Annotated in this window: 23 protein-coding genes and 1 tRNA gene; 9 read left to right on the top strand and 15 right to left on the bottom strand. The window is 60.6% G+C overall.

All coding sequences use genetic code 11. The features are described 5' to 3' along the window. Window positions 1–415 precede the first annotated feature (415 nt). Together CO656_RS05020 and CO656_RS05025 are read right to left on the bottom strand one after the other, a co-directional pair. A complete protein-coding gene (locus tag CO656_RS05020; RefSeq protein ID WP_097524990.1) occupies window positions 416–2,464 on the bottom strand; it encodes a phage portal protein in 2,049 nt (682 codons plus the stop codon). Then, the gene (locus CO656_RS05025; RefSeq protein ID WP_179864701.1) at window positions 2,464–3,894 is read right to left on the bottom strand and encodes a terminase large subunit; all 1,431 of its coding nucleotides are present in this window, start codon (window positions 3,892–3,894) and stop codon (window positions 2,464–2,466) included. The genes CO656_RS05020 and CO656_RS05025 overlap by 1 nt, the downstream gene beginning before the upstream one ends. 159 nt (window positions 3,895–4,053) lie before the next feature. Here CO656_RS05025 and CO656_RS05030 point away from each other — a divergent pair, with 159 nt between their 5' ends. Then, window positions 4,054–4,395 carry a GFA family protein gene (locus tag CO656_RS05030; RefSeq protein ID WP_037423455.1) on the top strand — a complete coding sequence of 114 codons (342 nt, stop codon included), beginning with the start codon at window positions 4,054–4,056 and terminating at the stop codon, window positions 4,393–4,395. A 33-nt stretch (window positions 4,396–4,428) separates the two neighbouring features. On the opposite strand, the gene CO656_RS05035 is transcribed toward CO656_RS05030, so the two are convergent. Continuing rightward, window positions 4,429–4,584, bottom strand: coding sequence for a DUF3309 family protein (locus tag CO656_RS05035; RefSeq protein WP_037423507.1), 156 nt, complete (start codon window positions 4,582–4,584; stop codon window positions 4,429–4,431). Window positions 4,585–4,928: 344 nt separating this feature from the next. Here CO656_RS05035 and CO656_RS05040 point away from each other — a divergent pair, with 344 nt between their 5' ends. Continuing rightward, window positions 4,929–5,330, top strand: a complete 402-nt coding sequence (locus tag CO656_RS05040; RefSeq protein WP_037423452.1) for a hypothetical protein — start codon at window positions 4,929–4,931, stop codon at window positions 5,328–5,330. A 70-nt stretch (window positions 5,331–5,400) separates the two neighbouring features. Here CO656_RS05040 and CO656_RS05045 read toward each other — a convergent pair whose 3' ends face one another. Next, the gene (locus CO656_RS05045) at window positions 5,401–5,790 is read right to left on the bottom strand and encodes a hypothetical protein (protein WP_234819696.1); all 390 of its coding nucleotides are present in this window, start codon (window positions 5,788–5,790) and stop codon (window positions 5,401–5,403) included. An 863-nt stretch (window positions 5,791–6,653) separates the two neighbouring features. On the opposite strand from CO656_RS05045, the gene CO656_RS05050 reads away from it, so the two are divergent. Further along, entirely contained in the window at window positions 6,654–6,848 is a 195-nt protein-coding gene (locus CO656_RS05050; protein WP_037423450.1) for a hypothetical protein, read from the top strand. Window positions 6,849–7,044: 196 nt separating this feature from the next. Further along, window positions 7,045–7,224 carry a hypothetical protein gene (locus CO656_RS05055; protein ID WP_037386694.1) on the top strand — a complete coding sequence of 60 codons (180 nt, stop codon included), beginning with the start codon at window positions 7,045–7,047 and terminating at the stop codon, window positions 7,222–7,224. 28 nt (window positions 7,225–7,252) lie between these two features. Here the strand turns inward: CO656_RS05055 and CO656_RS05060 are convergent, their stop codons facing one another. The 4 genes from CO656_RS05060 to CO656_RS05075 form a co-directional block, all read right to left on the bottom strand. Next, window positions 7,253–7,651, bottom strand: a complete 399-nt coding sequence (locus tag CO656_RS05060; protein ID WP_097525078.1) for a BA14K family protein — start codon at window positions 7,649–7,651, stop codon at window positions 7,253–7,255. Between the two features lie 215 nt (window positions 7,652–7,866). Then, on the bottom strand, window positions 7,867–8,361 hold the full coding sequence (locus CO656_RS05065) for a BA14K family protein (protein ID WP_083854219.1): 495 nt from the start codon (window positions 8,359–8,361) through the stop codon (window positions 7,867–7,869). Window positions 8,362–8,557: 196 nt separating this feature from the next. Continuing rightward, complete coding sequence (locus tag CO656_RS05070; RefSeq protein WP_097524992.1) at window positions 8,558–9,166, bottom strand: hypothetical protein; 609 nt, start codon at window positions 9,164–9,166, stop codon at window positions 8,558–8,560. Window positions 9,167–9,299: 133 nt separating this feature from the next. Next, complete coding sequence (locus CO656_RS05075) at window positions 9,300–9,800, bottom strand: helix-turn-helix domain-containing protein (protein WP_097524993.1); 501 nt, start codon at window positions 9,798–9,800, stop codon at window positions 9,300–9,302. 401 nt (window positions 9,801–10,201) lie between these two features. On the opposite strand from CO656_RS05075, the gene CO656_RS05080 reads away from it, so the two are divergent. The 4 genes from CO656_RS05080 to CO656_RS05095 all read left to right on the top strand — a co-directional run bounded on the left by CO656_RS05080 (window position 10,202) and on the right by CO656_RS05095 (window position 12,220). Next, entirely contained in the window at window positions 10,202–10,879 is a 678-nt protein-coding gene (locus CO656_RS05080) for a helix-turn-helix transcriptional regulator (protein WP_037423501.1), read from the top strand. A gap of 208 nt (window positions 10,880–11,087) precedes the next feature. Beyond that, window positions 11,088–11,414, top strand: a complete 327-nt coding sequence (locus CO656_RS05085; RefSeq protein WP_097524995.1) for a hypothetical protein — start codon at window positions 11,088–11,090, stop codon at window positions 11,412–11,414. Then, on the top strand, window positions 11,414–11,677 hold the full coding sequence (locus CO656_RS05090; protein WP_037423441.1) for a hypothetical protein: 264 nt from the start codon (window positions 11,414–11,416) through the stop codon (window positions 11,675–11,677). The genes CO656_RS05085 and CO656_RS05090 overlap by 1 nt, the downstream gene beginning before the upstream one ends. A gap of 48 nt (window positions 11,678–11,725) precedes the next feature. Next, complete coding sequence (locus CO656_RS05095) at window positions 11,726–12,220, top strand: hypothetical protein (protein WP_234819697.1); 495 nt, start codon at window positions 11,726–11,728, stop codon at window positions 12,218–12,220. 49 nt (window positions 12,221–12,269) lie between these two features. Here the strand turns inward: CO656_RS05095 and CO656_RS05100 are convergent, their stop codons facing one another. The 4 genes from CO656_RS05100 to CO656_RS05115 form a co-directional block, all read right to left on the bottom strand. After that, the gene (locus CO656_RS05100; RefSeq protein WP_234819708.1) at window positions 12,270–12,986 is read right to left on the bottom strand and encodes a pentapeptide repeat-containing protein; all 717 of its coding nucleotides are present in this window, start codon (window positions 12,984–12,986) and stop codon (window positions 12,270–12,272) included. A gap of 177 nt (window positions 12,987–13,163) precedes the next feature. Next, window positions 13,164–14,171, bottom strand: coding sequence for a Tim44 domain-containing protein (locus CO656_RS05105; protein WP_097524998.1), 1,008 nt, complete (start codon window positions 14,169–14,171; stop codon window positions 13,164–13,166). A 140-nt stretch (window positions 14,172–14,311) separates the two neighbouring features. Further along, window positions 14,312–15,319 carry a glycosyltransferase family 2 protein gene (locus CO656_RS05110; RefSeq protein ID WP_050988333.1) on the bottom strand — a complete coding sequence of 336 codons (1,008 nt, stop codon included), beginning with the start codon at window positions 15,317–15,319 and terminating at the stop codon, window positions 14,312–14,314. Between the two features lie 196 nt (window positions 15,320–15,515). Then, window positions 15,516–16,286 carry a Stf0 family sulfotransferase gene (locus tag CO656_RS05115; protein WP_037423437.1) on the bottom strand — a complete coding sequence of 257 codons (771 nt, stop codon included), beginning with the start codon at window positions 16,284–16,286 and terminating at the stop codon, window positions 15,516–15,518. Between the two features lie 276 nt (window positions 16,287–16,562). Between CO656_RS05115 and CO656_RS05120 the strand changes: the two genes are divergently transcribed. Continuing rightward, window positions 16,563–16,638: transfer RNA gene (locus tag CO656_RS05120), tRNA-Lys, on the top strand. 167 nt (window positions 16,639–16,805) lie between these two features. Here the strand turns inward: CO656_RS05120 and eutB are convergent. The 3 genes from eutB to CO656_RS05135 are packed head-to-tail and all read right to left on the bottom strand — an operon-like array spanning window position 16,806 to window position 24,387. Next, window positions 16,806–19,157 carry an ethanolamine ammonia-lyase subunit EutB gene (gene eutB, locus CO656_RS05125; protein ID WP_097524999.1) on the bottom strand — a complete coding sequence of 784 codons (2,352 nt, stop codon included), beginning with the start codon at window positions 19,155–19,157 and terminating at the stop codon, window positions 16,806–16,808. A gap of 35 nt (window positions 19,158–19,192) precedes the next feature. Then, window positions 19,193–20,512 (bottom strand): glucoamylase family protein, encoded by a 1,320-nt coding sequence (locus tag CO656_RS05130; protein ID WP_097525000.1) that lies wholly within the window; start codon window positions 20,510–20,512, stop codon window positions 19,193–19,195. Window positions 20,513–20,514: 2 nt separating this feature from the next. Next, complete coding sequence (locus tag CO656_RS05135; protein ID WP_097525001.1) at window positions 20,515–24,387, bottom strand: glycosyl transferase; 3,873 nt, start codon at window positions 24,385–24,387, stop codon at window positions 20,515–20,517. Window positions 24,388–24,430: the final 43 nt, after the last annotated feature.

The following is a 24,430-nucleotide window of genomic DNA, read 5'->3' on the forward strand; positions in this document are numbered from 1 at the left end:
CGAGCCAAAAAGAGCCGTCGTCGATTTTCCCAAAGACGAGCGGGCACCCCGACGAAAGGTGCCTCCGATCAGCTTTTAGTCACGCGTCTCGGGGGAAACCTTCGCGCCTAGCGTCGTAACGCCTACATCCGGCGTGCCGTCGGTTGCCCAACAGGAGCATGGCTCACCGGCGGAACCGGTGCCATAGGGGCAGACTTGGGCCGGTGTCGAGCATTGTCGGGGACTCGGCTTGCCCGCCGTTTTGGTTGCCAGCGCTTGGGCCTTGACCGCTGCACGTGCGGGCACCGCGGTCACAGTCGATTCGCTGCAAGATGCAAGGATGAAAGGGAGCGTTGCAAAGAACAAGCAAAGGTAGCGAACATTTTTCATGCAGTAGGCATATTCTGAGGCGTAGCGGGTTTCAACCCCCCAACTTTCATCCTGTTCGTCCTCCGATATGGACCGACGTTACCGGCTCGCCGCTCACTGCCTCCGCCAGGCTCTGCTGGCGCTTTAGGTTCAGCTCGGCGTCGATCTGGTAGCGCTTCAGGGCGCCGTTCTGCTGGAGTTCGGCAAGCTTCAGCTCGCGCTCGATCTCCAGCTTCCGCCGGTTGTTTTCGGCTGAAAGCCGCGCCTTCTCGGCGTCCACGTGTGCCCGCATCTCAAGCTTCTGCATTTCCGGGTTCGGCTGGTTGGCGCTCGCCTGCATCCGCCGCTGGATCTCCTCCGGCGAGGGCTTCGAAAAATAGAGGTCGGGCGATTTCAGCCCCGCGGCCTCCACCGATTTGGCGATGCCGTTATAAAGGTTGTCCGGCGAGACATAGGGGTTGTCCGGCCCGAGTGTCATCAGCAGTTTTTCCTGAAGCTGCTGGACCATCTGCACCATCATCATGTCGCGCTCGCGGGTCCCGGCGCCGAGCCCGGCATTCACCGTCGCGTCCATCCCGGCGTTCCAGTGGCGCGGGTCGAAGCTCACCCATTGGCCGCGCAGCCTCACCATGCGCGGCCGGTCCTGGTGCTTGATGACGAGCCGAAGCAGGCCCTTGAAGACGCGCCTCAGCCCGTGCGCGAAGGTGCGCACCATCAGTTCCGTCTGGCCGATCCCCGCCTGCTCGATCAGCGCCCGCGCCGTCATGTTCGTGAGCGCGTCCGGCGCCAGTTCGCTCGAAGCGTCCGAAATGCCGGTGCGGTCGGTCGCCTCCTGGTCGAGATAGGAGAGCATCGCGAAGGATTCCTTCGCGACGAATGGCACCATGGTGTAGCCGAGTGCGGCGCGCGCATCGATGCCCTGGCTGACGCGGATCGGCTGGCCGAATTTCGGATTGAGCACGCTTTCCGGATTGGCGATCGCGCCCTCCTGGACGATCGGCTGCTGGTTGTTCTGCCAGTAGAGATTGTCGAGCGTCTGGCGCATCAGAACGCTCTTCACCCGCTGGATTTCCGCCAAGTCGTCGGTCACCGAGCCGCCCTCGCGCTGATGCGGGCGCCGCTCGACGATCAGGTCGGCGAAGGGCACCTCGTCCCACTCGTCATTGGAGATGAGGTTGTCCTCGCCCGTGCCGCCGGCGAGCACGATGCGGCGAAGCTCCGCGATGCCGTCGTCGTCGGCATCCACCTTCACGTAGAGCTCGTAATAGTCCACCTCCTCGAGCGCCTTCGGCACCGCATCCTTGGCCTCGAAGGCACCGCGCCGGCGGGTGAATTCCTCGTCGTCGCAGCCGCCGTCGCCGGTCGAAGCCGGCAGGCTCTCGATGAGATCCCGGTCGTGTCCCATCGCAATCAGGTCCGTGCGGCGCATGCGCGTGGCAATGCCGGTGATCGGGCTGTCCTCGATCGAAATCGCATCCGGATGGATCAGGAATTCTTCCAAAGGCACCCCGGCCAGCCGCGGCGTGCCCTGCTCGCTCCGGCGGCGGATCTTCACATTGTAGAGCGGCTGCTCGACCGGACCCTGTAGCGTTTCCAGCACTTCGACCGTTTTCGATTGCTCCAGCACCTCCACCGCGTCGTCGCCGACAAGCTGGATCAGCGCCGCCTCGTCGAGCCCAGTATGGGTCGAGACCTGAACCGTGGTCTCCCTCTCATACCACCAGCGGATCACGCCGTTCCTGAGCTTCAACGCGTCATGCGCCGCGTCCTGCACGGCGTCGTAGCCATTGCTTTCGGGAAAGACGACATAGTTGATGTAGTCGGTCGCCTGTTCTGCCGCCGCCTCGTCGCCCTCATTGACCGGGGCGTATTCCACCACCTTGTCGTTGCCGAGAATGGTACGGATCAGCGAGGGAAGCACCTTCTTGATCGCCGCGCGCACGTCGCGCGAGACGACTTTCGAGCGGTTGGCATCGGCCGGCACGTCCTTCATCGTGCCGTCGTAATATTCCATCGCCTTGATGCGATCGATCGCAAGCTCGTCGCGATAGTTTTCGCAGTCCTTGACGAGCTCGCTCACAAGGGCGCACAGGCGTTCATCGGTCATCGCGGCCATCAGAGAACCTTTCGGGCGGTGAAATTCCAGTTTGCATTGCCGTTGTTCGCTCTCGCATAGCGCTTCATCATCAGCGCGTAGCGCGAGGCGGAGATCAGGTCGTCGCGCTCCTTGACGATCCTGCCATTCTTTCGGTGGTAGATACGGAATTCCTCGAACCATTCCGTACAGGTGGAAAACACCTTCCAGCGCCCGGTCTGCATCCTTTGCAGCATGTCGGAAAGCCCGGCCTCGACACCGTTGGTGCCGTCGTCGAAGGTCGCCCGCTCGGAAAGCAGCGCCAGTCCCTGTGCGCGATATTGGGGGGCAAGCTGCTCGCCGCTGCCCTTGTCGTGCTGCAGCCCGTCATGCGGCCAGGCGAAAGGCAGCCAGGCTCCCCAGGGCTTCAGCGCCGCCGCATGGATGATCGGCGTCGCCTCCCGCTCGCGATAGAGTTTGGTCACATAGAAGACGTCGGCGTCGCGGTCCCAGGCACAGCCGACGGCGGCGAAGGGGTGGTCCCAGCCGAAGTCGATCCCGCCGATCTGCACCCAATGTTTCGGCACATCGAAGGGCTCGACGCGGATCGCCTCCTCCGTCACGGGAAAGATGCGGCCGGAGCCGAGAGCCGGTACCCCCTTGGTGCGCGCTTCGCGCTCATGGGCAGGGTAGCTGTCGATGATCCTTTGGCGTTCTTCGGCCGTATAGTGCTCGGCCTCATCGATCGTCATGGTGATCACTTGGCGATCCGGCGACTTTTCCATGAGATATCGCGCCACGACGCCGCTCAGGCAATTGAGCGGCGTGAAGGTCACGGCAACCGAGCCGCGCGTTGCATTGGTGCGGGTGATGCCCTCGAAATAGACGTCCTCCGGCGGCTCCTCGTCGAACCAGACATAGTCCACCGTGTTCGCCTGCCACTTGCCGCGCCCCTGCTCATAGGCCTTGAAAAGCAGCGTCGAGACGCCGCCGGAGACATGCCGCACCGTTACGCTGTCGAGTGCCCCGGACGCGCCGGAGCGCCGGGTTGTCGCATGGATCGCCGCCTTCGGAATGAAGCCCGTGCCCCAGTCCTCCTCGGTCAACGGCGGCCCGACGAGCAGCCGCTGCACGCCGTCGCGCGTCAGCTCGTAGGATTCCGAGCCGGCGAGCATGACGATCGGCTTCTCGAAGCGCCTCCCCTGCCACCAGTCCGGGTAACGCCCCGTCAGATGCATCGCCGCTTCGGCCGCTCCCGCCAGCGTCTTGCCGAGCTGGTTGCCCGCCATGAACAGCCGCTCGCGATAGCTGGCTCCGGCCGAATGAAAGTCCCTCTGCTTGGAGTACGGCCGGTACCGCGCCAGAATATCGGTCCTTCGACGCCGGTCGAGCTCCGCCATGAGCATGGCCTGCTCTTTCAGCATCGCCGAAATCTCGGGCGCGCCCGCGGCGGATGTGCTGGAGGGTGTCATCCGTGGCGATGCCCTGTCTGGATAGAGGTCCGCGCGCGTGTCGTTCGTCAGCAGAGGAATGTCGGCCGAGGTGCCGCCGCTGGACTGCGGTCGGATAAGGTCGATAATGCCTCAATCGACGACTGCCCGCTCACGGGGCGCCGATGGGGAGACTCGAAAATGATCGAAGGCCATTGCCATTGCAGGTCGGTTCGCATCACCGTGCCGGTCCGCCCTGAAACGCTCGGTGATTGCAATTGTTCGCTCTGCAGCAGGGTTGGCGGGCTTTGGGGCTATTACGCCCCGAGCGACGTTACGGTCAGCGATGAGGAGAAGCGCCTCGTCGGCTATGTCCAGGGCGACAAGACGCTTACCATGTTCCATTGCAGCATCTGCGGCTGCATCACCCACTGGTCGCCGATCGGTCGCAGCGCGACGAAGATGGGCGTGAACCTGCGGATGTTCGATCGCTCGGTCTGGGAAGATATCCCGCACCGCCTTATCGACGGCGCGGCTTGGTGAAAGCCGACGGGTCCTGATCGGACCCGCCGCACATCATATCCTGCCCATCAGCAACAGGATCAGGAGTATGACGACCACCACTCCGAGCAGCCCGGAAGGGCCATACCCCCAGTTGGCCGAATAGGGCCAGGCCGGAATGGCACCGATCAGGAGCAGTACCAGAATAATAAGAAGGACGGTTCCAAGCATATCGCGATCCTCCGCTGCACGTTTCGCGATTTTGGCGAAAATTTCATGCAGCATTCCAAGTTACTGCAGCGATTTTGTCGCGTCCTGAAAGAGGACGGCGCGCTGCAACCAGTGTTTCACGCTTACGGAATGCCGAAGGGTCTCTGTTAGTTCCGTACGGGAAAGCCCGCACCTTCATGAGAGCGCGGCGCGGCGGTGAGCATCGAACGCGCCCAACGACATCGGATCGTCCGAATTGTACCGTCGGGAACAGCCGAGAAGCTGAAAAGGCGCTCCTATGGGCTCATTCTCAGCATTTTGAGAGCGTGCTAATGTTCTCTTGGCTACACGGGGGAGGAATCCAAATGCCACCTATTGCAAATCTTTATTTCAGAACCGCCATCGTCTTCTTGATCTTGGGCATCTCGATCGGGCTCCATATGTCGATTTCGGGCAATCACGCCGCCACTGGCGCCCACGCGCATGCCAACCTGCTCGGCTGGGTCACGATGGCGATCTTCGGCGGCTATCACGCGCTCAATCCGCAGAAGGCGGCAAGACGTCTGGCGACGATTCAATACGCCGTCTACACATTCGGCGTGGCCGTCTTGATCCCGTCGCTCTATCTGTTGCTCTCCGGCAATAGCGCGATGGAGCCGATTGTCGCCGTCTCGTCGCTCATCGCCTTTGCCGGAGTTCTCCTGTTCGCCGTGATCATCTTTTCGAGCAACGAGCCTGTCGCGGTTGCGGCATCTCCAGCACGCTGATCAGTGCTCCACGACGGATAATGGCGCCGCACCCAGCGGCGCCTAGTCGCTGCCTCTCACGCACTGGCGATCAGGGCTTGGAGGTCGGCTTTCGCCGGGCGCGCGCCTTCTTTTCGAGCAACGGCCGTATCACCGTGTCCAGCGCGCGAATCCGTTCGATTAGCTGTTCGTTCGAAAGCTCGTCCATGGCGTTCGTGCTTGCACTCAAATCCTTCGGCGTGACCGCAGCAACGAGCTTCAAGTAAGTCTCCGGCTTCTCCTCCCGAATGCGAGCGATCACACCAGCGCCGTGCGCAGCGAAGTCCGCCTGAACAGCATCCAGGAATGCACCGCCAAGTCGGCCACGTCCACCAGCAGCCTCTTTCGAAGCAAGTCCCTCCGCGACCGCCAGATCGTCAGCCGTTTCTGTAGCCGGCTGCGTTTCATGACCCACCATTGCGACCCCGCTCGTCTTCGTCATCCCTTTCGCGGCGCCAAAACGCTGGCGTCGACATCGCGGCCGGCGATGCCGCCAGCTCGCGTGCCGCTCTCTGGAAGAGCAGGCATCGAGCGAGCCACGCACCGTAATACTTCCGAACCGCCATGCGGATTCGGATCGACGCGAAGACGCATCGCCGGCCGCATACGGCACCGCGGCGTCTAGAGACGCGCTGGCCGCCGTAAGCTTTGATTAGTAGAAAACTACGCAGTGCTGGACTGACAACCTATCCCGGGTCGAAGTGCCGGCATCAACTGCTGTTGCTGCAGGAGGAGGACAAAATTCCTATCCTTGACTTAAGGAATACTCCGAGAACCCTGAACGCGCAAGCCGCGCGCCGCGGCTTTCGGTTCGATTTTCCGGTTAGCCACAGAATTGTGCGAGCAGCCTGCACCGCCAAGTCATGAAGCGCGGCATGCGCCTTTTCCCTGCCTTCTCCGGGGTGATGCTCGCCGATTATCCTCAGCTAATGCTGTTATACAGGCGTATATTACAATCTGCTTGCATAATACATTGGGCTCTGTTTCAATCCTCGAAGGGTTGATGCAAAAGGGCTTGGGCCTAGGTCTCTTGAGGAATGCTTCAAACCGCATGACGCTAACGAATACCCCGGCATCGCACCGATTTGCGGACGCTGGACTGATGCCCACTCCGGGCGAGCCATACTATCATTTGAATGCCGTCAGCACCCCCACGGAAGCTGACGGCGCTATTTAAACTGACTGCCAAGACGCGGTGCCAACCGCGGTTATTTTTAGAAGCTAAACATTTTGCCCGCGTCCCGGTCGCGCCGGGAACCAGAAAGGCCCTCAACGCATTGCCTCGCGGGAGAAGGAGTTGTCCACATGCGCAACCATTGGATCTATGTCGCCATCGGATTTATCGCCGGCGCTGCGTTGTTTCTCTCGACTGCCTGGCAGCGCACGCCGCCGGTCCAGGAGGTCACCCTGAAGCTCGAAAAAACCAGCCGTCTGCATGCGCCCACCATCCAGACCTCGTTCGTCATGGAGCGCTTCGGCCCTGCCACAGCGGTAGAGTAACGACTCCACGGTTTCCTCGTCCTCCAGCGCTCTTGCGTTTCTGAGAAGGATGCGCAAGGTACTCGCAACCTGCCGGCACTAAAGCGCCGCGCGTCCTTTCGGACGAGCAAAGTCGCTTGTAGCAATTGGAAATACTGCATGTTTCCTTCACGGCTCCGATTGAAGAAAACATGCAGTGGAAGCGAGGGAGTCCGCCTTGAATTCTGACAAGAAACCCGCTGCGACGATCCGGGTCGAAAAGCGCATGAACGGCCGCTGGGCCTTCGTGCTCACCTATCGCGGGGTGACCTACCCTGCCCAGGGCCAATTTGGCAGCGAGCTTCAGGCGCAAGCGGCGGCGCAGGCCGCAATGAAATTGCTTGAGAGGCGCGGCTGACGAGCGCCTTTTCGGCTCGCTTCGCGTGTCAGTCGTAGGGCGAATTGCACTGGCGGCGACGGCCACGGAAGGGCTGATAGCTGTTGTCGTCGAAGCGGTATGAGGCATAGCGCTCGAGGCACCAGCGCAGATGGGCGTTCAAGTCGAGGCGGATTTCGCGGCCGGGGCGCATCCGCGTCCCGGCGGCCCCGGGCAAAGGCCCGCCGACCGTCGCCCCCGGCCCGATGCTGATATCCGGTCTTTGCCCTTGATAGCGCATGCCATAGCTTGGGTAGCGGGGCAGGACAAAGTCCCTGTATTGCCGCTCGACAAAGAGTTCATGCTTGGAAGGTCCCCCGCAAATGCCGATGCATGTTTGCCCCTCCACCGGGGCAGCAACTGCCAGCGCACTCAACATCGCCAGGGAGATGATTGATGATGTTTTCACAGGCCTAGCCGTCAGTCTCGCAGAAATGCCCCTACGCCGGAGATCGCCCCAGGCGCAGCCTTGATCGGGCTTCGATATTAGCAGATTGTCAGCCGCACTTCCCCTCATTTCCTGGCGTGCCTTTAGGGGCCGGAAAACATCGAACCGAAGCCAGCCCGCCTCGAAATTCACGAGACGGGCGGCGATCATGGAGTTCGGGCTAAGCAGGTCTCACCTTACATATAAGGTGAAACACACTGTCGCCGCGGACCGTAGTAGGGCTGGAACGTATTGTCGTATGCCCGATAGGACCGATAGCGTGCATAGCACCATTGGGTATGGCCATTGCCGCCGGCGTAATATCGTGGCGCAGGAGCATAGTATCGCGGCTGCGCGAGCAGCCCGCCGATCAGTGCGCCGGCCGCCAGACCGCCGAACAGCGCGCCTATATCGTCATCGTCGTCATCGTAATGGCGATAGTGATGGCGACGGTATCCGTTCCGATAGTGGCGGTTGCTGTAGTGCCCGCGCCGATAATCGCGCCCGCGAAAACACGGATATCGGCATCCCCGCCCTTTGAACTGTTCGCCCCGTTCGTAGGAAAACTGCACCCGCTGAACATCGGCGGTCTCAGCCCTTATCGTGGGCATTGTTGGAAACGCCTCTGCGGGAGGAGGAACGCTGCTCATCGCCGTCGCCAGCGACAGGGCAATGATTGCTAGCCTCTTCATTGCCTACACCTTTCGTAGGATATTAATCCCTTCGAAAGAGAGAATGGCCGAATTCTGTTTTTGTGCCAGCACTTAGAGACCGATCACGAAGTGTTGATCGGTCTCGACCAGCCTGGCCTGGCCGGACTGGTTACAGCTCAGTTTCCGGCCGGCCGATTCTCGAAATCCATCAGTAGGTTTATTTTCCTATCATTAGTTAAATGGATACTCTCTCGCCGTAGTCGCGCAAGCCCTTTTCGAAGACAAGGGCGTTCAAGCCACGCTTCAGCCACAACAATTGCGCCTCCGGCATCATCCGCAAGCCTTCATAGTCCATCACGCACACGTTGAAGACGGTCGTCTTGACCTGTCGCCCCTCGTCGCATCCGAGCAACACGCCTTCGAGCCGCATCACTTTATCGGACGCCCGCTTGATCTGACGATGGCGCTCCTCGTTCGTTTCGGGGGCATGTCCCCGCACCCGGTCGATCGCTTGGGCGCGGACGCTTGGAAAGGGGATACCGGTCAGGTGATAGTATCGCGCCATCCCCTTCGCATAGTCATCTCCCGCCTCCCGTTGCGCCTCGGTGATCCGCCCGTCGAGGAACAGGCGTCCCAGCGTGTAGCCGGCAAAGCTGCTGCTTGTTTCGAGCCCGTGCATGCGCTTGCGCGCCGCAAGCGCCACCGCCATCGCCTCCTTCTCGCTCTCCCGCTTGGACCAACCGGGCTTGATCTTGCCGCAGGCGAAGCGCTCGGCGTTTGCTTTGCGCGGACGTCCAAGTTGCGCTTTTCGCTTGGCACGGAGCTTCTGAGCCTTGCTCATCATGTTTTATCCTTTCGATATCGGAACGAGAAAAATGGCAGTCGATTTCCGTCCTTGAGGACGGCCTCGGCGCGGACCGACAGCGTGTCAGCCTCGGCCACGGGTCGTAGATCGAAATTGTGCCAAGTGAGGTGGATTAGGGAGTCACGCCTTTCACTGCCGCGAGCACCGTCGTGTGGTCGCGATGAAAGATGCGGCCGATCCGCGGCAGCGACAAATCCTTGCGCTTCTCATATACCGCCCGCATGCAGGCGTGCCGTGGCTTCACCAGCCGGCGATCGCGCCGCACGCTGATAATGTCCGCCCATGTCACCCCTGGGAAATCCGCAAGGACGGCGGCAACGATCTCTTCGATCGAGGATTGCTCGTCATTCGCTTCGCCGTCGCTGTCATCCGCAAGCCTGCCGGAAAGCAGCATTTGAGCCTGCGCGAGCAGTCGCGCTTCCGCATCGGCCAAATCCTCCTCGAGCGCAGCGATCCGGCGTGTTTTTGCTGCACTTTCGGTGGCGAGTTCGACCACCTGCATTTCGAGTTCGGCTATTGCCGCCGATCGGCTTGGTGCTGCGGTAGAGCCGGCCAGTCGCTCGCGCACCGCGAGATAATGCCGGTGTTGTCTTGCGAGTTGCGAGTTCGTCATGCGTTTCTCCTCTAATACAATGTCGACCAAAGGTGTGCAGGGTCTTCGGATGACGACATGCACAAAAACAAAGACCTAAAGCGCGCCGCGTGAGGTCGTCTGAACGCAGCGCGCTTTAGCGTCCGCAGCGCCTTGCGGCGCTGCCCGTTCGACCGCTCAAGAAGAAGCCCGCATCGAAACCAAGCGCAGCAAGCAAATGCCGCAGCCCGAAGGTCGGTCGCTCCGGATCGGATACCCACGATGCTCGATGGCACGCTGGGCAATCGCGTTCTCCCCTTTAGAGATCGGATATGGGTTGTTCATAGGCGCTCGGCTCCCTTCTTTGGCTCGACTACCAATGACATCTTACATGTTGCAATGTCAACATGATTTGTGTTATACATGTTGTTATGCCCCATGTCATGAATGAAAAAGCTGAACGACTACGGCAGGCGCGCATCAGGGCGGGCTACCGCTTCGCCTCCGATGCGGCGAACGCCCTTGGCATCGTCGCCTCGACCTATCGCGCCCATGAGAACGGTCAGAATGAGTTCGAGCTTGCCGAGGCCGAGATTTACGCCCGCAAGTTCAACGTCGATCCCTATTGGCTCATGCGTGGCAAGGCCGGGGACCCGATCTCCATCCCCTCGACACGAGTGATCGACCCACCGAACGCCGAGGTGGGCGCGAAGGTGGTCGGACAGGGCAAGAAGATCCCTGTCTTCGGGCAAGCCGTCGGCGGTGTAGATGGTGAGTTTCTGATGAACGGTACCATGTTGTACGAAGTCATGGCGCCGCCTATTCTTTCGGACATCTCAGGAGCCTATGCTGTCTCGGTATCCGGCGATTCCATGTCTCCCCGCTATGAAGACGGCGAAGTTTGCTTCGTCGACCCCGAGCGCCGCGTCAGGAAGGGCGACTATGTGATCGCCCAGATCCGCCTGGAAGAGGGCGGCGCCCTGCTCGCCTATGTGAAGAAATTCGTCCGGCACAATAGTTCCGAGCTGGTGCTCGAGCAGTTCAACCCGCAAAAAGAACTGCGCTTTGAGGCTCACACAGTGCACTCTGTCCACTACATCGCCCTCGCCGGAAACGCCTGAAGTTCGTTGCCTGCCTGCGTCACTGAACGCCAGCATATCGCAAGAAGCGGACGTCCAATCCTGCCCAGGCTGTCACAACCGCCCGCGCTGCAACACAAAAAACAACATGTATAATGTTGACATCAGTCGTGTTGTGCGGAATGCTGTCTTCGACACAACATCTCGGCTGCGGCGGGGTTCCTGCCGGCTGGGATAACAGGAGCGCCGGATGTCCATTCCCGTAATAAGATCCAATCTCCACGACCATGTGGAAGAACTCTTCTCCGCCGATCTGCTGCGCTCGAGCGACGCGGAAAATCAGAGGGCGTTAAAGACATTTCTCTCCTGCACCTATTCAAGCCTCGCCTCGCTGACCTGGCACCTTGGCGCCGACGGCCACGTTTTTCAGCGCGAGGCCGTCCCTGCGGCAGAGATCGCCGACGAGGCTTACTTCGAAAGAAATCTCGAGGATCAGTTTTCAATTGGGCGAGACGATCAACCGCAGAAATCACACGGAACACACAATCATCGCCAGCAATTCGGGGGCTCGTTGTAATGCACGCCGAGACATATGCCGTCGTCAATCTCGCTGCCTTGAACCTCATCGAAGCCGTGAGCGCCGCCTATTTCGTCACGGAAGAGGAATCTGCCGCCCGCCACGAGTTCCGGGCGCGCGAAATGCTGAAGAAGGTCGCCACGGCGTTGGGATATGAGGTGACCGCGGTCGTTCCAGGCGACATATCCGCGGAGGGTCTAAAGGGAAGCCGTCCGTCAGCCAACGGTGGCCTGAGGCTCGTGCCCAACGCACTTGTGGAATAGGAATTCAGATATAGTTGCGCGATGTCCAGGGAACCGGCAGGAGCAGACGTGATTGGAGACGTCACCGAAAGGTCCTACGAACCGCTGACCTCGGCCGATCTGAGCATGCTCGCCTCGGCCGCCATGCGGGAACTTTGCGCTATTTTTGATCGTGCAGCGGTCGCCGGCCTCCACCGCCACCGTCTGATCCTGGTGGCTCTCGCACAGGGAAGCGCGCTCCACTACCTCGATGGCGCGAACGGCATCAAGGACTTCGACGTCTGGGCATTCTTCGAGGCCGGTCCCGCAAAGCCATTTCCGCACCGAAAACGCTGGTGCAGCGACCTCGGTCCGTCGCGTTTCGGCAGGCATCCCGCGGATGCCGGCTATTCCGGCCGCCGCCTCGACCTCATGGGCCGATCGATCGAGGTGGCGAGCGACGAAACTGCCGAGGACGCCGTGCGGCGGTGGCTGGCCTCACGCGCGAGATCGGCGATCGCGCTTCGCTGCAAGCCGATGTTTTGCCTGTTCCCCGAGCGTTCCTTCGGCAAACGCATCAACTGAATTCTTCCGCGGCTCGCGTCTTCTCAGTCGCCTGATTGACCAAACATCATCAGTCGTCATCGGGAGGGCACGGCCATTTGGCGGGGGCAGTCAGGCCAGTGGGCAGCTTCGTTGCGGCGTCACCGCAAGCGAGATCGACCTGCTCCTGGCTAAGCCCCTTCGCGGCCGCCAGGTCCAGTCCCTCGATCCTGGTCAGGAACATGAAGGCGCGGTCGAAATCGATCGGCCCCTCGAAAAGAGCTCCGCTCAAATTGGCCCGCGAGAGATTCGCAACGGAGAAGCGCGTGCCGGTCAGAACGGCCTTGTCGAAGTTTGCACGGCCAAGTTCAGCCTTCTCGAAGTCGGCCCCCTTCAGCTTTGCGCCGGTGAAATCGGCACGCTGCAGCTCGGAACTGACGAACAGCGCACCCTCGGCAGAAATGCCGGAGAAGTCACCGCGATAGGCCTCCACTCTGGAGAAATTCGCCTTATCGGCCCTGGCGCCGGCAAGCGAGGCACGCACCAATGTGGCCTTTTCCAGATTCGCCGCCGTAAGATCGGCGCCGTTCAGATCCGTGGCGGCAAAATCCGTATCGACCAGATTGCTGCCTTGGAGGTTGCTCCCACCGAGCATCAGCTGCCGCTTGTTGCATTGCCGCCAGTCCACCCCCGGTCCCGGCAGGCTCTTGCAATCCGCAGCCGCCGCACCGCTGGCAAAGCCCGACACCGCAAAAACGACAAGGCATGCAATGAGGCCGCGCTGTTTGACGGCCTCGCGTGAAGTCATCGCATGCTCGGCCGATGTCGCCGCCCACAAGACCATATAGTCCGCTCCTTGAGAGGAATGCTATTTTATTACCCAACACGCGCCGACGAAAGTCCGCCGCTGCTCCGGATATCCCGAACGCCGCCATTCTTGCGAAAGAAAATGCGACACGACCGCCAGCGTCTGCCTGGCCCTCGCCTATTCCTCGACCGCCTGAATCGCGGAAATCTGCCAGTCGCCAGCCGGCTTGCGCAGGAAGGTCCACAGTTCCACGGCTTCGGTCGGGCGTTCGGCGTCGCCGCTGACGACGCGACCGGTCGCCCGGTCGCGCATCACGTCGATGCTCTCGTAGCGCATGGCGACCGTCGCATAGTCGCTGCTGCCTTCGCGCCAAGCCTCGGCGACATCGCCCTGGACAAGATGAACGTCGCGCACGTCGTTCTTGAGTCCCTTCGTCGCGTTTTCGCTAAGCTCTTCGGCGAGATAGGACATGGCTTCCGGCGTCGTTAGCCGGCGCAAGGCTGCGTAGTCTTCCGCAGCATAGGCCGCCTGCAACTCCTTCAGCATGGCTTCGAACCGGTCGAGGTCGTTCTGAGCGATTCCGATCTCATCCGTCTTCCCGTTCATGGCGGCCGCAGACGCCGTTGCGGAAGCTGGGGCGGCGCTCGCGCCAAGGCCGCCGAGCCCCTCCCCAATCCGCGGAATGCGGAAGGATCCGGGCGCCGCAGCGGATGCAGGGGACTGTGAGGAGGACGCTGAAGCCGAGGGTGCCGAATAGGCCGGCCTCTGCCCGCGGCCAAAGAGCCGCATCGCGAAGGACACGACGAGGACGATCAGGCCAAGTTGCAGCAGCAATCCGAGGAAACCGATGCCGCCTCCAAACCCGTGCCCGAGCAGCATGCCGAACAGTCCGCCCATGAGCAGACCGCCCAGCATCGATCCTCCGAAGCTGTTGAAGAAGCCGGGACGGTTTGCCGCCGGATTCTGGGTTGTCGGGCTGGTCGCGGCCGGCGCATTCTGCCGCGGCGTCATGGTCCGCTCGATCGGCGCCGCCGGAGTGGGCGCCGTGCGCGTCACCGGCGCGGTCGAGAACGTCCGGCTACCGCGTGAGCCAAAGCCGCCGCCCGCCCGCCGTGCCTCGGCGAAGTCCACCGCCGTCACCATGACCACAAGGGCAACCGCCATTATCGACAGAATACGCTGCATTCTTCTGCTTCCCGTTACAAATCCCGACCGCGAGGCGGCCACGCAAGGGGCATATAGAGCTTGCGGTGCGGGAGTTTAAGAGCTTCGTGCGAATTATAGGCGGTCGCGGGTGCAACGCTAAAGCGCCCAGCGCTGTAGCGTTACCTCATCTGCCGCGCTGCTTCCCGCGCTGCGTCTCGCTCAAATGGGATAGGCGCTATGAAACCGAGTTCAAGCAGCTGCCTTGACCCGGAGAACCGGACGGAATGCTCATGCGCAAAATCGAATTCGCCGGCTTTCTCCAGGTCATCCAGCATCTTGCGGTAGATCGCGGCCCCATCGAAATATTGCCCGTCGCTGACCGCCTGCTCGATCTTCTCTCGGTAGTCGGAAAAGAACTTGAAATGCAGCAGCACCCCGCAAATTTCCAGGAAGTTTCGCTCGCACGGCAGCGGCTGGTGGATGCTGACGCTAAGGCTGCAATTCCTGTCCCAGAAGATCAGCGGGTATTTGATGAGCTCCAATATATGCGCGAACTTGCGTTTGCGCGGGCCGCCCGTGATGCTTATCGCCCGCTTGGTGTAGCCGATTTCATATCCGTCGCCATCGAAATGATCGGCGATTTCCCACGGCATGCGCTGGTCATCGGTGCCAAACGTGGCCGAGCCCAGCGGTTCGATCGGATACATGTCGATCATGGGAGCAGCGAGGCGCTTTTCGCCCCGCCGTTCGAGAACCTGTATGAGCCTGTCGAGACGTTGATGCTCACAATCCTGATAGATCAGGAATTCATCGGAATCAACATTGAGATACCAACGATCGCCGCCGTAGCGATCGAACAGGGCTTCGCGCCACTCGCGGCCGCGTCGAGCGTCGCGGTAACGCAGGGGTGACCGCCACACATCGACATCGGCTTGAGAAAGCAGGTATTCGCGTGTCCCGTCCGATGAAACGTCATCGACACAGATGAAGCGCGAAACGCCAAGCTTCCTGTAATGCGCCAGGAAGGACGGCATCAGCTTTATGTCGTTGTGCGTATTGAAAACGAGCGGAATATCATTCTTCGCGAGGGGCCGATGACCACCTTCCCGAAGGCAGACGATCTCGATCGCCCGTTTTCTCTTGCGCACCCGAGCCGTCAGCTTGTGGGTCTCGTAACGGGTCAGCAACCGGTCCAGAAGGCTCCTTTGGCTCCGCCCGGTGCCGGAAAGACGAAAAGGATAATGAAGATCGCCCACCATGCGCTCCAGTCGGCTGCCACGATGCGAGCGTTTATCGGCATCGCGTCGATAATTCAACTCCACGGGAATAGGAGCGTAGCGGCACCCTGCCCGCTCGCCGCTTCCAGATTGCGAACCTCTCCCGTCAAAACGCGAAAGGATAGCGCGGCTCGAGACTCCGCGTCGCCAGCTTGAAGAAGTTCTTGATCTTGCCGGGGATGTGTTCGCGGCGATCATAGGCGTCCAGCAGGTGTGCAGATCTGCGGTCCTTGTTGAACCGGGCTACCCATTCGTCGGTCAGGTCGTCACGCTGAACCGCCATCGATGTTTGAAGCTCAATCGGAGGAGGCACTCTCAGATGTTCCGCAACGCAAGTGACGAACGGAGTTGGGTCCGCGACAAGCTCCTCATAGACGAACTCGGTGAATTTCGCGCCCGTGAGTTCGAGATAGCTCTGCCAGAAGCTATTGCTGTCGCGGATATAGAAGAAGCATTTCGCGATTTCTTCGAAATCGTATTGGGGCTCGGCCTTGCTTTCGATATGAGCAGCGAAACTGCGCGTTTGTCTTGCCCGGGCATAGGAGATTGCTTGGCGCAGCGTATCCTTGCGCCGCAAGAAGATGAGCGCCACGTCATGCACGGACAGGCAATATTGAATGAAGTCCATGCCGTATTTTTCACGCGTGACGAAAAGATGATTGGGGAAGATCTTCAGCCCGAAATTTCCATTATCGCTGGAACTCTTTCTAATAATTTGGTCGAAGAACACCTCCCACGACAATGAACCGGCATCCAGACGATGGATTTTCGGCGACAGCCATTCGCTCGACCGCCCCATGTTCCCCGAACCATTGATGAGTGAGCCGAGCCAGTTGGAGCCGCTTCTCGCCTCGGTCAAAAGTAGATAGCCGCGCATAATTCTCCATTCGATTCGCCGTGCAGCCTCCCCAGCCGGCGCGTGTTCTAGTCAAAAATGTCGGCGTTTTTTTGGAGCGTACCGTCCGCTTCAGCGGGAGAGCACCGCCAACTGGAGCATTGACGCCGACCACCGAAAAATTCGCGGAGCGCGCTTGCGGGGCCGTTGGTCCCGAAGGGCGAAGAATTTTTTGCCAAGAATTTTGCAGAGGGTGCTGGACAAGCCGGGCCAACGCCATTATACGCCCCACCAGATCGCTGCGACGCGGTCTTGGACGGGTGATTAGCTCAGTTGGTAGAGCAGCTGACTCTTAATCAGCGGGTCCACGGTTCGAGCCCGTGATCACCCACCAAAAACTTCTAAGAAACCAGAGCTTTACAGAAATCATAGCCGGAATATTCCTGGCTAATGCTCGCATTTGGCGAGGCCCGAAATCTGCATCTCTGGCACGCCGAATGCGTATCGACGAACGCCTTGCCGCCGAGCTGGCTTTCGCATCGACGTTAGCGCGATTTGGCATTACCCATAACGACGGCTGCCATTCACGTCCTTGCCGACGATCTCACGGATAATGGTCAGGGTTTCCCTGGCGGCTTCTTTTGGTGCCAAGGCCGTGTCTGCGACATTGCTCACCAGCTTCGTCATGTCATGGTCGATCTTCTTCTCGGACCATTGCTTGCCCTTGGCGACGGTGATGTAGACCGAGTAGGCGTGGTGCATGGTTCCGGGCCGCTCACCGATGATGTGAAGAATCCCCCTGAAGCTGTTGGGATCCGCATTTTCGAAAAGCACTTCACCAATCCGGTAGCCGGCCCGCACCCTTCCGCTGGTGACCATGATGTTCTTGTCGCCCATCGTGACACCCGCCTCGGCGAGCAACCGGCGCATTTCCTCGAGGTAAGGCGCGAGATGTCCTTCGTCCATGATGGCTTTGGCGTTCAGACCGTCCGAGATGACGATCTGGCCCTTGGGCATGCCGTCTCCCCACGCATCTCTTATTCTTTCGATCTCCGCGACTGCTTCGGGACCGAGCGTTTCACCTGTGTTCGGGTGGGCAATGTAATCGTTGCGGTCCTTGGACAGGGTGCGGACGGGCACGACGTCGGGTACGGCGGCGATAAATTCCGGCGTGAGCTCGGCCCATAGAGACTGCTTGGCGTCGTCGTAGAGGGCCTTCACCTTGGCCGCGAGCGTTGGATTGAGGTCCCAGATTTTCTCCCCGTGCCCCGTGGCCAGGTCGACACCTCTTGCTTCAACTTCCCGCATCTTCCGGCCGCCCTCGACGTAAATAGCATCCTTGGAACGCCCATCCCCTTTGGCGAGGCGATACTGGTAATACACCCAGAGGGGATCTCCATAATTCGCTGTGTAGCTGTTGTCTTCGCCAACGATCCCGATCCGTTTGTAGAAGTCCCACATCGCATCGTTGACCTTGAAGCCAAATCTTTCCCTGATCCGGACGTGATCCTGGAACGACGTGGTGAGATAGCTCAGCATCGGGTCGTTCTTGGTGGGCAGCGCAATCAGGTAGGCGGGATTGGCCGGCATGATCTGGTCCTGGCACCAATCCAGGTCTTCGAGGCTGACCGTCATGTGCAGGGTCGTACAGATATCCAGACCGATAGTAAGCCCATGGAGCTTGCCCATGACCATGTCTTCGAGGCAGCATCTCACCAGTTGTTCGCGGCTCTTGAAGACCTCCGGTCCAATGAAACCGGCAACATCGTTGACATGCAGCCATGCGCCGCTCGGCTGTACCTTTGCGAGTTCGAGGCCGACCGCTCTGCTGAAGCCGTATTTTCGCGACTCGAGCACCATCATGTCGACGCCGTTTGCTGCGCCATTGGTAAATTCCGAGCCCTGCCCGGTTTCGAAGTAGAGGCCGTATCTTTCTCCCTCCTTTGCGCGCGCATATTTCAGGATTTTCTCATTCGTGATGTCGAAAATCTTGTTGCAGTCATCCGTCCCAGCAAGGCTTTGGAACATCGTGGAGACTGTTCCCGGGAAACTGTCGCTGACTTCGGCCTGGACATCGATATGTGCGAGCACGCACCAAGGGATCACTTCGCCAAGCCCGAACGTATCGACGATATCCTTGAGCGCGCGTTGAACGGCGACGACGCTCGCGACCGTGCTGTCCACCGGGTTGGTGCCGATGACGATGTCCCCGGTTGCATAGGAGAAGGCGTCGAAGACCTGCCAGACGATGTCATCGGGGTGGTCTGTCGGAGAATTGGGCTGGATCCGGGCGCCCATGTACCCTTTGGCTCCCATCCTGGTGCCAGGCATTACGTTGAAGATCTTCTGGCTGAGCGAGACCAGTTCCTCGTTGCTCATCAGTTTCGGGACAAAGCCGATCGTGTCGCTGGTAAGGCCATTCATGATGCCTTTGATGTTCTCCTCTGGTTCGGCCAGAAGAAATTCCTTGAGTTGTCCCATGGTCCAGTCCTTGACCTTTTCGTACTGGGCCCGGTCCGTCGTCTGCCAGATCAATTTATGCAGATCATCCTCAAACAGCGGGCGCTGGTGGAGGTCATTGATTTTCGTGTTTGCCAGAAGGGCGCGCGCATTCCGTCGCGTCGTCTCATCTTCGGCCCCCACTTCAATAGCCTCATCTCCTTCCTTGAAGGCATTCGCGGCGCCTATCACCTGCTGGTAAGCCGTCTGGTCAAACCCGCCTTTAATCCTGCCGATATAGCCAAAGACGTCCTCGCCCTGCTTGACCTCCTCAATTGCAAAAGCACCTTCGCCAAGCGCCGCTCTGGCGCCAGGGCGATAGCTCGCGAGCGTAGCGGCGGCAGTTCCCGCCATCACGAGGAGATCTCTTCTGGAAATCCCTTCATGCTGATCGAAGAGCAAGCCCTTGTTCATGGCTATTCCTTTCCGCCCATTGAGTTGCATCGACCTCATAGCCAGCCGCCCGAGAACCCGGCTCGCCTCAGTCCCACGACCAGCGGCTCGCAGCGACGCATGATGTTCCACAGCAATCCGGTTCTGTAGTTTTCGATCATCAGAACGACGGGACCTTGATCGATGCCGAAATGATAGGGGCTGACCCACCACCCGGTTTCGCTGTCTTCCACCGCATAGGTCTGGTTGAACGAGGGTTTGAATCCGTAAAGCCGCGTCATGCCGAGATTCATGCGCGCACAGTTCCAAACGGTCGGGATGACGATCTCTGGCGCAAATGGCAGCGAAGCGACGACTGCCCACGGGGATACGGTCCCGTCGTCCGGTCCGTATGGCGCGCCGCGGGCGATGTAGTCGAAGAACTCCCTGTCGACGCCGTCGATGTTTCTCTTGGTCCAGCCAGGCCCGTCGCTGGCCGTGAACCCCCAGCAGTGCTCGCCATAGCCGACAAAGTTCAGGGGATTGCGGATGGCGTATTCCTGCTGGACAAAGGTCGCATGCCGGCTGTTCTGGAAATAGTCGCTGTTGTGCTCCCGCATGAATTCGTCGCGGATGCCGCGGAAGTCGATCCACATGTGCGAGAGCTGGTGGGTGAACAGCGGTCCCGAATAGAGCAGGTCCCGGCCATAAAGGTTCCGCCACTCGTAGCTCTCGGTGTAGGCGGCATAGGATTCCGGCGGCAGCGGATGAGTGGGTGAACCGAGGCCAAGGATGTAGAGGAGCAAGCCCTCGTCGTAGCCGCGCCACCGATAGGGAATGAACCCGTCCTCCGGCCTCCAGCCGTGGGTCAGCGTCAGGCCGTGATCGCAGGCCCAGTTCCAGTCGGCGCGTTCGTAGAGCGCGTTTGCCAGGCGGCGAATTTCGATTTCTTCATCCGCGTCTCCGTCAAAATAGGCGGCGACTGTCAGTGCACCTGCGAACAGGAAGGCTGAATCGATCGTGGACAGTTCGCACTCCCACACACGTCTGCCGGTTTCGATATCAAGGAAATGATAGAAGAAGCCTTTGTAGCCGGACGCGTCGGGATCAGGTCCCTGGGGGCACTCCAGGAGACATCTAAGCCTTCGGCGCGCTATCTTCGAGGCGAACTTGCGGATGATAATCCTCCGCTCCACGAGCACGGGGATTGTGGCAAGGGCCATGCCGATCGCGGCAATGCTTGCCGGAGCCTCGGCCTGCGTCTTGTCACGAACGAGCCCGTTGTCCGGGTTGGTGCAGTGCAGATAGTAGAGGAGCGTCGTGAACTGCAGCCGAGCGAGATCCTGATCGGTCGGCATCCGGTTCAGGTCGGGATCGGTCGACAGCAATTGCGACATGGCTAGCCGACCACCAGGTGGACGTCATGGTTTCGTCCGTCGTCCACGAGCGGAACATACCGTTCAGCGAGGTCCTTGCCGTCAAGGGTCAGCGGGCGCGGCCTTCCGCCAGCTTCGGCTTCGCGGTTGACCCGTATCCGATAGGTGGCTGCCCCATACCGAAGGTCCACCTCGTACCCGGGCCATCGCGCCGGAATGCACGGCTCGACGAAAAGACGAGCTCCCTCCCGACGGATGCCGAGAATAGCTTCAAGGCCGACGCGGTAGAGCCAGCCGGCCGATCCCGTATACCAGGTCCAGCCCCCGCGGCCCGTATGCGGAAACGCACCATAGACGTCGGCGCTGACCACATAGGGTTCGACCATGTAATGCTCGGTTTCCTCGGGAGAAAGGGCATGGTTGATGGGATTGAGCAGGCTCCAGAGTTCAAACGCCCGATCTCCATCCCCCAGCAATGCAGTCGCCCACACGACCCAGGCGGCCGCATGGGTATATTGCCCGCCATTTTCTCGAATTCCCGGCACATAGCCTCTTATGTAACCCGGCTGCAGCGCCCCCTTGTCGAAGGGCGGATCGAAAAGCTGGATCAGCTTGTCGTCGGAACGAACGAGCCGCTCCCAGACTGCCCGCATTGCCCTGGAAGCCCGCTCGGCATCAGCGGCACCGGAGATCACCGCCCATGCCTGAGGGATGGCGTCGATCTGGCACTCGTCATTCAGGTGTGAGCCAAGGGGAGTACCGTCGTCGAAATAGGCACGCCGATACCAGTCGCCGTCCCAGGCCTCGGCCTCCAGGGCAGTGCGCAACGCCTCGGCGGAGTCGCGGCACCACGCGGCGCGTTCTTCGTCTCCCATTGCCGACGCGATGGCGTCAAAAGAGTTGAGCACAGTCAGGAAGAACCAGGCGTTCCAGACGCTCTCGCCCTTGCCTTCGGCGCCCACCTTGTTCATGCCGTCGTTCCAGTCGCCCGTTCCCATAAGCGGAAGCCCATGGCTGCCGAGCCGGAAACCCCAATCCAGCGCGCGGCAGCAGTGCTCATATATGGTCCCGCTTTCCTCGCTCACCTGCGGAACGCCGAAGCTCTCCTCCTGATCGTCGGCTAGCAGCGGCGAGGTGATGAAAGGAACCCGCTCGCCCAGAAGCCCGTGGTCCCCTGTGACCGATACGTAGTGCTGGACGACGTAGGGCAGGAAATAGAGGTCATCGGTCATGCGCGTCCGCACCCCGACGCCCGACGGAGGATGCCACCAGTGTTGAACGTCCCCCTCGGTGAACTGACGCGCAGCGGCTCGAAGGATGTGGGCGCGCGCTTCATGGGGCGCGGAATGCACCAGGGCCGCCACATCCTGGAGTTGATCGCGAAATCCGTATGCGCCGCCTGACTGATAGAAGCCCGTTCGAGCCCAGACGCGGCAACACAACACCTGATAAATCAGCCAGCGGTTCATCATGAGGTCAAAGGCGGTGTCGGGCGTTCGAACCGTAACGGAGCTCAGCAGCCGGTCCCATTGGCGAGTGACGATCGCCAGAGAGTTTCGGGCACTCTCTGGCGCGGCATATTCGCGAACCAGCCGGCGGACATCATCGAGGCTATCTGCTTGCCCGAGCACGAAAACCAGTTCGACGCTTTCGCCGGGTGGAACCGACGCCTCGACCATCAGCGCAGCGCAGGGGTCGATGGGGGATCCGACGCTGCCGCTGAGATTGGGACCCTCCAGTCCCGCCGGCAGAAATGCGGAGCCGTTCCTGCCGAGAAACTCACGCCGGTCGCAGGTAAACGACCGCAGCGGCGCGCTCGAGGCAACGAATGCCAGTTTTCCGGAGAAATCGCTTTCCCAGACGTTCCGCGCAATAACGGCACCGGTATGGGTGTCGAACTCACATGCCACCCGACCGGAAGCGTTCTCACGCAGCGTACCGAGAACCCATTCGATGAAATAGGTGGCGGTAAGCGTGCGCGTTTCCGCTCCCTCGTTGCGTATGGCGAGGCGGACGATCTTGATCGGTTCCGACACCGGGACATGCACCGTCATTTCCTGGTGTAGCAGCCTGTCGGCGCTCTCGTAGAGGCTGTAACCCTGCCCATGTCTAACGGTGCTCGTCGAAGTATGCCCAAGAGGCAAGTGCGTCGGCGTCCAGAGCTCTCCGGTTCGCTCATCGCGCAGGTAGATGATCTCACTCGGGGGATCCGACACCGGATCGTTCGACCAGGGCGTGAGCCTGTTCAATTGGCTGTTGCCCGCCCAGCTGTAGCCAAGGCCGCTCTCGCTGGTCATGCAGCCACATGCGTGATTGGCTATGACGTTGCACCAGGGCGTCGGCGTCTCTGCGCCGTCGCCCATCGCGATCACATATTCGCGCCCATCCCGGGTGAATCCCCCGCGACCGTTCCAAAAAAGCAAGTCGGTCCGGGCTGCGCCGCCTTGTCTTACGGGAGCGTCACGGAAGTTCGTCTCGGTGTGCTTCGAAGCGGAGAGCTTGGCCGTCGACTTCGGCTCGAGCTGATCGGCAAGCGATCCTCGTCTGCAACAAAGGAGAACGCGCGCCGCGGCGGCGATGGCATCCGCTGCGGCACTCGAAATAGCGGACGCGGACAGGACGTGAACGCCTCCGGGGCCGCCAGGCGCCCTCTCCATTTGGCCCTTCGCCTTGTCGCTCAACTGCATTTCCTCGATCGCGCCGCTCTCGTCGAGCAGGACCAGGTCGAAGGAAAGCCCACGGTTGGTGATGAAGGCGTGAGCGTCGATAACCTCCTCGACGAGCGCGTTTGCATCCGTCTTGTCGATGCGCAGCAGCATTATAGGGAGATCGCCGGATATCCCCACCGACCACAGGTTCCCAGTGCTCAGCGGCTCTTGTCTCAGAGCGCCGCTATCTCGAAGATCGGAATCAAAGAATGCCAGGCTTCCTGCGAGTTGATTGCAGACGTCCACCTTTTCCGGGGAGAGCTTAGAGGACGCGAGTTCCGTGGCATAGGTTTCAAACGCATCTGACAGCGCCCGGCCAGCGGCATTGACGTCTGCAAACCGCTTTGCGATGGCTGCAACCGCCGCCTCGCTGTCAGCCGCGCCCGTCGCGAAGGCGATACGCTGCGTTTCAGAGGGTTTCAGAAGAACTCTCCTGCGTAGGCTGAAGATTGGGTCGAGCACGGGACCCGTCGTGGCTGACAGGCTCTTTCCACGTCCGAGTGCGCTGGGGTTCGATGGCGTCCGTCCGCGGCCAAGAAACCTGCGGCGGTCCGTCTCGTACTCGACCGCAGGCTGGTCATCCGCGCTCGCTGCGGAAACGTGCACCGCCCAGATCGGCTTCTCCGATGCGCTGCGTGGCCGGCGCCGGGCGAACAATGCGGAAGTTTGTTCGTCGAACCACGTTTCGACGAAGAGCTTGGCAAAGGCCGGATGCGCACTGTCGGCGCGTCGGCCATTCAGGCAGACTTCAGCACAGCTCGTCAGGTCAAGTTCTTTCGCCGTCGTGCCCCTGTTGAACAGCCGGAGCAGACGCACCTCGGCATCGCAATCCGTTGCGACGCAGACCTCCCACCAAATGTCGATGTCCCCGGCCGAACAGCGAAACTCCGCGCGGTCGCCGCGAAAGCTGCGCTCGTAAATGGCATCCGCCCGACAGATCGGCTGCCGGCCGATTGTCCACACCTTCCCGTCCTCAAGATCACGGATGTAGCAGAACTGGCCCCAGCAATCTCGCGTGCCATCCTCCCGCCAACGGGTGACATCGTGGCCGCACCAGGATGCAAATCCGGCACCGGACTCCGTAAGGAGCAGGCTGTATCGGCCGTTCGAAAGCAAGGCCGTGTCGGGGCGCGACCCCACCGGATGCGCCGCAGCGACGTCTTCTTTCCTGTCAACCGACTGGGCCATCAGACCGATCCCTCAATCGATGCGGGCAGAGCTCCTGTCGCAG

The sequence above is a fragment of the Sinorhizobium sp. FG01 genome (assembly GCF_002531875.1).
In the GTDB taxonomy this organism is placed as follows: domain Bacteria; phylum Pseudomonadota; class Alphaproteobacteria; order Rhizobiales; family Rhizobiaceae; genus Sinorhizobium; species Sinorhizobium fredii_C.